Origin of the sequence: Amycolatopsis sp. NPDC006131 (assembly GCF_040614175.1) — a bacterium.
Lineage (GTDB): Bacteria > Actinomycetota > Actinomycetes > Mycobacteriales > Pseudonocardiaceae > Amycolatopsis_E > Amycolatopsis_E tucumanensis.
Map to the genome: position 1 here is coordinate 1 of NZ_JBEXTX010000202.1, position 6,084 is coordinate 6,084.

At 72.6% G+C, this 6,084-nt stretch carries 7 protein-coding genes and 1 pseudogene; 6 read left to right on the forward strand and 2 right to left on the reverse strand.

Annotation, left to right across the window (positions count from 1 at the left end; genetic code table 11):
• Positions 1 to 239: 239 nt before the first annotated feature.
• The gene (locus ABZ215_RS42840) at positions 240 to 530 is read right to left on the reverse strand and encodes an Imm7 family immunity protein (protein ID WP_354956623.1); all 291 of its coding nucleotides are present in this window, start codon (positions 528 to 530) and stop codon (positions 240 to 242) included.
• Between the two features lie 107 nt (positions 531 to 637).
• On the opposite strand from ABZ215_RS42840, the gene ABZ215_RS42845 reads away from it, so the two are divergent.
• Positions 638 to 1,459: a helix-turn-helix domain-containing protein gene (locus ABZ215_RS42845; RefSeq protein WP_354956633.1), complete on the forward strand. Its 822-nt coding sequence runs from the start codon at positions 638 to 640 to the stop codon at positions 1,457 to 1,459.
• A gap of 68 nt (positions 1,460 to 1,527) precedes the next feature.
• Positions 1,528 to 2,106, forward strand: a complete 579-nt coding sequence (locus ABZ215_RS42850; protein ID WP_354956625.1) for a dihydrofolate reductase family protein — start codon at positions 1,528 to 1,530, stop codon at positions 2,104 to 2,106.
• Between the two features lie 56 nt (positions 2,107 to 2,162).
• Here the strand turns inward: ABZ215_RS42850 and ABZ215_RS42855 are convergent, their stop codons facing one another.
• Positions 2,163 to 3,005 carry a metalloregulator ArsR/SmtB family transcription factor gene (locus ABZ215_RS42855; protein ID WP_354956627.1) on the reverse strand — a complete coding sequence of 281 codons (843 nt, stop codon included), beginning with the start codon at positions 3,003 to 3,005 and terminating at the stop codon, positions 2,163 to 2,165.
• Between the two features lie 98 nt (positions 3,006 to 3,103).
• Between ABZ215_RS42855 and ABZ215_RS42860 the strand changes: the two genes are divergently transcribed.
• From ABZ215_RS42860 to ABZ215_RS42875, 4 genes and pseudogenes are all read left to right on the forward strand, one after another.
• Complete coding sequence (locus tag ABZ215_RS42860) at positions 3,104 to 4,435, forward strand: FAD-dependent oxidoreductase (RefSeq protein ID WP_354956629.1); 1,332 nt, start codon at positions 3,104 to 3,106, stop codon at positions 4,433 to 4,435.
• A complete protein-coding gene (locus ABZ215_RS42865; protein ID WP_354956631.1) occupies positions 4,435 to 5,469 on the forward strand; it encodes an NAD(P)-binding domain-containing protein in 1,035 nt (344 codons plus the stop codon). The genes ABZ215_RS42860 and ABZ215_RS42865 overlap by 1 nt, the downstream gene beginning before the upstream one ends.
• Before the next feature lie 47 nt (positions 5,470 to 5,516).
• The gene (locus ABZ215_RS42870) at positions 5,517 to 5,873 is read left to right on the forward strand and encodes a metalloregulator ArsR/SmtB family transcription factor (RefSeq protein ID WP_354709857.1); all 357 of its coding nucleotides are present in this window, start codon (positions 5,517 to 5,519) and stop codon (positions 5,871 to 5,873) included.
• Positions 5,870 to 6,084: pseudogene (locus ABZ215_RS42875) on the forward strand (arsenical-resistance protein); the annotation flags it as partial. The gene ABZ215_RS42870 and the pseudogene ABZ215_RS42875, both read left to right, overlap by 4 nt.

Sequence of the window (6,084 nt, forward strand, 5' to 3'; positions counted from 1 at the left end):
GTTGAGCGCCGCGGGCACCGAGGCCCGCGCGGTGCGGATGGACGGCCTGGCGCACGCAACCTACTGGGCCACCGCGGCGATCCCGCGCAGCGCGGAAATCCACCAGGCGGCGGTGGAGCACCTGCGGTCGACGCTGTAGCCGACGCGGGCGGCGGAGGTCCTTTGGATCGGACCTCCGCCGGCCTTGCGTCAGGCGGTGTGCACGGCGCCGCGGCGGCCGAGGCGTGCACCGCGGGGCATCAGTCTTCGATGACGGGAACACACGTTTCCCGGGCGAGAACGGTCACCCGGAATGCATTGGGGCCAGGCGGAATTCTCATCTCGTCGTCGCGTTCGTACAACAGACCGTACGAGCCGGGCGGACGCCTGCTGACGAACCGCAGCAGGTCGTCGATCTCCGTTCCACGTTTTCGATTTTGGATTACGAGCCCGCCCAGATCGGTCTCCTCGGCCGACTCCGCCAGGCCGAACCAGCCGTGAAGTTCGTACACATCCCCTCCGAACAGCTCAAGAACGACGACCGGTTCCACGCCGTACCGTGGAGCGTAGCGGTCGAGCGCTCCGTGAAGACTCGACACGCGGCTGGACCAGCCCGGCGCACGTCGGCGATGCTGAGGGCGTGGAGTACGTGTCCCGGGTGCCGCGGGCGCCGCTGGATGGGCTGATCGACGACCTCTACTACCTGGAGGGCGAGGCGCCGTATGCGCGGCTGACGTTGCCGCCCGCGCCGTCCGCCCTGCTCATCGTCAACCTCGGGGCGCCGTTCCGCATCCGCGCCGGCACCGACATCGAGACGGGCGAGTACGCCGACGGCTGCGTGATCACCATGCCCACCCGCGCGCTGGACTTCGGCTACCCGCCCCGGACCCGCTCCGTCGGCGTGCACTTCAAGCCGTGGGGGCTGGCGCCGTTCCTGCCGATGCCCGCGGCCGAGCTGTGCGACCGGCCCGTGACGGTGGAGCAGGTGTGGGGCCGGCCCGCCACCGCCGAGCTGCGGGACCGGCTGGCCACCGCGGACGGACCGCACGAGATGCTGTCGCTGCTCGAGGACGAACTGAGGCGACGGCTGCGCGAGACCGCCGGCCTGGGGCTGGTCCGCCACACGAGCAGCGTCATCGAGGCGACCAGCGGGGCGGTGGCGATCGGCGACCTGACCGGGGCAGCCGGTGTCAGCAGCACCCATCTGGCACACCGGTTCAAGCAGCTCGTCGGCGTCACACCGAAGCGGCTGGCCCGCACCTACCGCCTCACGGCCACCGTGTTCACGATCGACCCCGCCGGACCGGTCGACTGGGGCGAGCTCGCCGCCGGCGCCGGCTACTTCGACCAGGCCCACTTCGGCCACGAGTTCCGCGAGTTCACCGGGCTCACGCCGACCCGGTACCTCGAAGTGCGGCGGCGGTTCCTGCGCGAACACCCCGGCCACGCGCTGGACGGCTGGCCGCTGCCGGCCGATTGATTTCTTACAAGAACCGCCGCTCGCGACCGGTTAGTTTCGGGGCACCTTCCAAGCAGAGGAGAGTCCCCATGGGCAAGGTGGTCCTGTACAGCTCGGTGTCGGTGGACGGCTTCATCGCCGACGAGAACGACCAGCCCGGACCGCTGTTCGACTGGTTGACCAGCGGAGACGTCCCCCTGGACGACAGCGGAGCGCTGAACGTGTCCCGGACCTCCTACGACTACACGCGGGCGTACTGGGACCGGATCGGGGTGACGATCGCCGGCCGCCACGTCTTCGACCTCACCGACGGCTGGGACGGCAAGCCCCCGGGCGGGATCGACCACGTGGTCGTCGTGACGCACCGGCCGGCACCCGAGGGCTGGGACGCCGAGGCGCCGTTCCACTTCGTCGACGGCATCGAGGCAGCCGTGGCCAAGGCGCAGGAGCTCGCCGGTGACCGCCTGGTCGAGGTCGCCGCGGGGGACGTCGGTGGCCAGGTGCTCGCCGCGGGCCTGGTCGACGAGGTGCGCATGGACGTCGTCCCCGTGGTGTTCGGATCCGGCAAGCGCTACTTCGGCTCGGTCGACGCGCAGCACCTGCTGGAGGACCCGGACGTGCTGCAGGGCAACCGGGTACTGCACCTGCGCTACCAGGTGCGCCGTTGACCGACCCGGGCGCAGGAGAACGCTAGGTCCACATCGGACCGAATGGCCGCAGCTGTTCAGCCGAGGTTGTTGCGGCGCTCCAGCAGGACCGTGTCGTGCCACTCGCCGTTCCGCTGGGCGATTCGTTCGCGGATTCCGACGGTGCGGTAGCCCGCCGCGTGGTGCAGGGCCAGGCTGGCCCGGTTTTCGGGGAAGATGGAGGTTTCCAGGGTCCACAGGCCGGCCTCGTCGGCGGCCGTGACCTGCTTGCGGATCAGTGCTTTGCCTATTCCGCGGCCGCGGTGGCCGTCGGCGACGTAGATCGACGTCTCGGCCACTCCGGAGTAGCAGTCGCGGGCCGACGTCGGGGTTGCGGCGGCCCAGCCGACCACCGTGCCGTCGACCTCGGCGACCCACCGGTGGCCGGGGAGCCATTTCGCGTCGAGGACCGCGCGGCTGGGGACCGTGGTTTCGAACGTCGCGATGCCCGTCGCCATGCCTTCGCCGTAGATGCGCCGCACGGACGGCCAGTCGTCGTCGCCCAGGGCGCGCACCGTGACGTCCGCGGGCACGTCCTCGGGGCAGCACGGCCGTGGCGCGAGCAGGCCCATCACCGCGTCGGCGGCGTGCGGCAGGCCGGAGCAGCACGCCGCGTTGATCGTGACGACGCTGGCAGTCCCCTCCTTCCGCACCCGCACGAACCCGACGTCGGCGAGCTTGCGGACGTGGTGCGAGCACGTGGACTGGCTGATGCCGAGCAACTCGGTGAGCGCGCCGACGGTGATGCCGCCGGGCGCGGTCGCGACGGCGTGCAGCAGCCGCACGCGGGTGGGCTCGGCCAGGCACGCGAACCACTCGGCATAGGTGCCGGCCTCGCCCTCAGGCAGGACCTGGGCCGCGGGTGACGTCACGACGGTCATGCCACCGAGTGTATCGATTGGAATCGATGCTTGCGACCATCGACGCCGGTCGATAGAGTCACGATCTCAATCGACAGGGATCGATGGAAGGGGTTCGGATGAGCGAGTTGCCGGTCGTTGTGGTGGGTGCCGGGCCGATCGGGCTGGCGGCCGCGGCCGAGCTGGCCGAGCGCGGGCTGGAGCCGCTGGTGCTGGAACGCGGCACTGCAGCGGGAGCCGCGGTGTCGGAGTGGAACCACGTGCGGTTGTTCTCGGCGTGGCGCGAGCTGGTCGCCCCGCCGGCCGGACGGCTGCTCGAAGCGACCGGCTGGCAGCGGCCCGCCCCGGAGCACTACCCGACCGGGCAGGAGTGGGTCACCGAGTACCTCGCCCCACTGGCCGCGGCGCTGGGCGCCCGGGTGCGCTTCGGCGCCGAGGTGACCGGCGTGGCCCGGCGCGGCCGGGACCGGGTGGTCGACCACGGCCGCGACACCGAGCCGCTGACCGTGCACGTCCGCCACCGCGACGGGCACGAGGAGCTGGTCACCGCGGCGGCCCTGATCGACGCGTCCGGCACCTGGCCGACGCCGAACCCGCTGGGCGGCGACGGCCTGCCCGCCCCGGGCGAACGAGCCGCGGCCGACCGCATCGCCTACCGCGTTCCCGACCTGGACGACCCGCGAGTCCGCGCGTGCTACGCCGGCAGGCACGTGGCGATCGCCGGGAGCGGGCACTCCGCACTCACCGCGCTGGTGGCGTTCGCGGCGCTGGCGCAGGAGGAGCCGGAGACCCGGATCAGCTGGCTGCTGCGGCGTGGCGCGGTGGGCGACACCTTCGGCGGCGGCGAGGCCGACCAGCTGCCCGCGCGCGGCGCCCTCGGGTTGCGGGCCAAGGCCGCGGTGGAGGCCGGCCTGGTCACGGTGCTCACCGGGTTCCGCACCGAGTCCGTCGACCGCGACCCGGCGGGCCGGCTGATCCTGACCGCCTCGGCGGGAACACGGCTCGAGGTCGACGAGGTCGTGGCGGTCACCGGGTTCCGCCCGGACCTCTCGTGGCTGTCGGAACTGCGGCTGGAGCTGGACGCCACGCTGCAGGCGCCGGTCGCGCTCGCGCCGTTGATCGACCCGAACGTGCACTCCTGCGGCACCGTCTACCCGCACGGGGCGAAGGAGCTGGCGCACCCGGAGCCGGGCGTGTTCCTGGCCGGCATGAAGAGCTACGGCCGGGCGCCGACGTTCCTGGCGATGACCGGCTACGAGCAGGTCCGCTCGATCGCCGCCTTCCTGGCCGGCGACCACGCGGCCGCGGAGCGGGTGGAGTTGCAGCTCGCCGAGACCGGGGTGTGCGGCGGGTCGGGGCTGTTCGACGAGCCCGAACAGGGCGGGTGCTGCGGCACGCCGGCCGGACCGGAGCTGATCTCGCTGTCGCCGGTCCGGAAAGGACACTCCTGATGCCCGAGGCCGTCGTCATCGGCGGCGGGCAGGCCGGCCTCGCCGCCGCCCACGCCCTGCTCGCCCGCGGTGTGCGCCCGCTCGTGCTCGAAGCCGGGGACGAACCGGCCGGCTCCTGGCCGCGCTACTACGAGAGCCTGCGCCTGTTCTCCCCCGCCCGGTACAGCGCCCTGCCCGGCCTGCCCTTCCCCGGCGACCCCGGCCGCTACCCGCACCGGGACGAGGTCGTCGACTACCTGCGCACCTACGCCAAGCAGCTGGACGCGGACATCCGCACCGGCCACCGCGTCACCACCGTCACCCACGATGGGCAGTTCGAGGTGCGGGTCGCCGACGGCCCGCGGGTCACGGCGCCGATCGTGATCGCCGCGACCGGCGCGTTCGGGTCCCCGCACCGGCCGGCGCTACCCGGCCTGGACCGCTTCACCGGCGCTGTGCTGCACTCGGGTGACTACCGTGCGCCCGAACCGTTTGCCGGGCAGCGCGTTGTGGTGGTCGGGGCAGCGAACTCGGCGGTGCAGATCGCTCTCGACCTCGCCCCGCACGCCCGCGTCACCCTCGCCACCCGCGGACCGATCCGCTACGCGCCCCAGCGGGTCCTCGGCCGCGACGTGCACTTCTGGTTCCGGGCCACCGGGTTCGACGCCCTGCCGATCGGGCCGTGGCTGGGCACCAAGCCCAGCACGCCGGTCCTGGACACCGGCGGCCACCGCTCCGCCATCGAGGCCGGCGACCCCGATCAGCGCCGCCTGTTCACCAGCTGCGACGACGACACCGTCACCTGGCCGGACGGCACCCGCGAGCACGTCGACGCGATCATCCTGGCGACCGGGTTCCGCCCCGCGTTCCCCTACCTGCGCGGTCTCGGCGCCCTCGACAGCACCGGCGCGCCCCGGCAGCGCCGCGGCCTGTCCACCACCCATCCCGGCCTCGGCTACGTCGGGCTGGAGTGGCAGCGCAGCTTCGCCTCCGCGACCATCCGTGGCGTCGGCCGCGACGCGAAGTACCTGGTGAGCCGTCTCCTCCGGGCGTGATCCTTGCCTCGATACACCCCAATATAGAAGTCTGTTTAGATAGAGGCATGTCGAAGCAGTTGCCGCTCGCGGAGGACGTCGCCTGTTGCTCGCCGCTCGTGCGTGAGCCCCTGTCCGAGCCGCAGGCCGCGGAGCTCGCCAGGGTGTTCAAGGCGGTCGGCGATCCGGTGCGGTTGCGGCTGCTGTCGCTGATCGCCTCGCACGACGGCGGCGAGGCGTGCGTGTGCGACCTGACCGGCGCGTTCGAGCTGACCGGGCCGACCATCTCGCACCACCTCAAGGTTCTGCGCGAGTCCGGGCTGATCACCGGCGAGCGGCGGGGCACCTGGATCTACTACCGCGTCCAGCCCGAGACGCTGGCCCGCCTGTCCGCAGTCCTCACGCCGGCGGCGGTGACCGCATGACGACCACCGGCACCGCGCCCGCCGGGGTCGTCGGCAAGCTGTCCACACTGGACCGCTTCCTGCCGGTGTGGATCGGCGCGGCGATGGTCCTCGGGCTGCTCGCCGGGCGCTGGATCCCCGGCCTGGAGACCGGCCTCAACGCCGTGGCCGTCGACGGCATCTCGCTGCCGATCGCGCTCGGCCTGCTGGTGATGATGTACCCGGTGCTGGC

What these genes read in the sequence shown, in the direction of transcription:
- ABZ215_RS42860 (WP_354956629.1), top strand. Translation starts at nt 3,104, where the DNA reads ATGAGCGAGTTGCCGGTCGTTGTGGTGGGTGCCGGGCCGATCGGGCTG.
- ABZ215_RS42870 (WP_354709857.1), top strand. Translation starts at nt 5,517, where the DNA reads ATGTCGAAGCAGTTGCCGCTCGCGGAGGACGTCGCCTGTTGCTCGCCG.
- ABZ215_RS42850 (WP_354956625.1), top strand. Translation starts at nt 1,528, where the DNA reads ATGGGCAAGGTGGTCCTGTACAGCTCGGTGTCGGTGGACGGCTTCATC.
- ABZ215_RS42865 (WP_354956631.1), top strand. Translation starts at nt 4,435, where the DNA reads ATGCCCGAGGCCGTCGTCATCGGCGGCGGGCAGGCCGGCCTCGCCGCC.
- ABZ215_RS42855 (WP_354956627.1), bottom strand. Translation starts at nt 3,005, where the DNA reads ATGACCGTCGTGACGTCACCCGCGGCCCAGGTCCTGCCTGAGGGCGAG.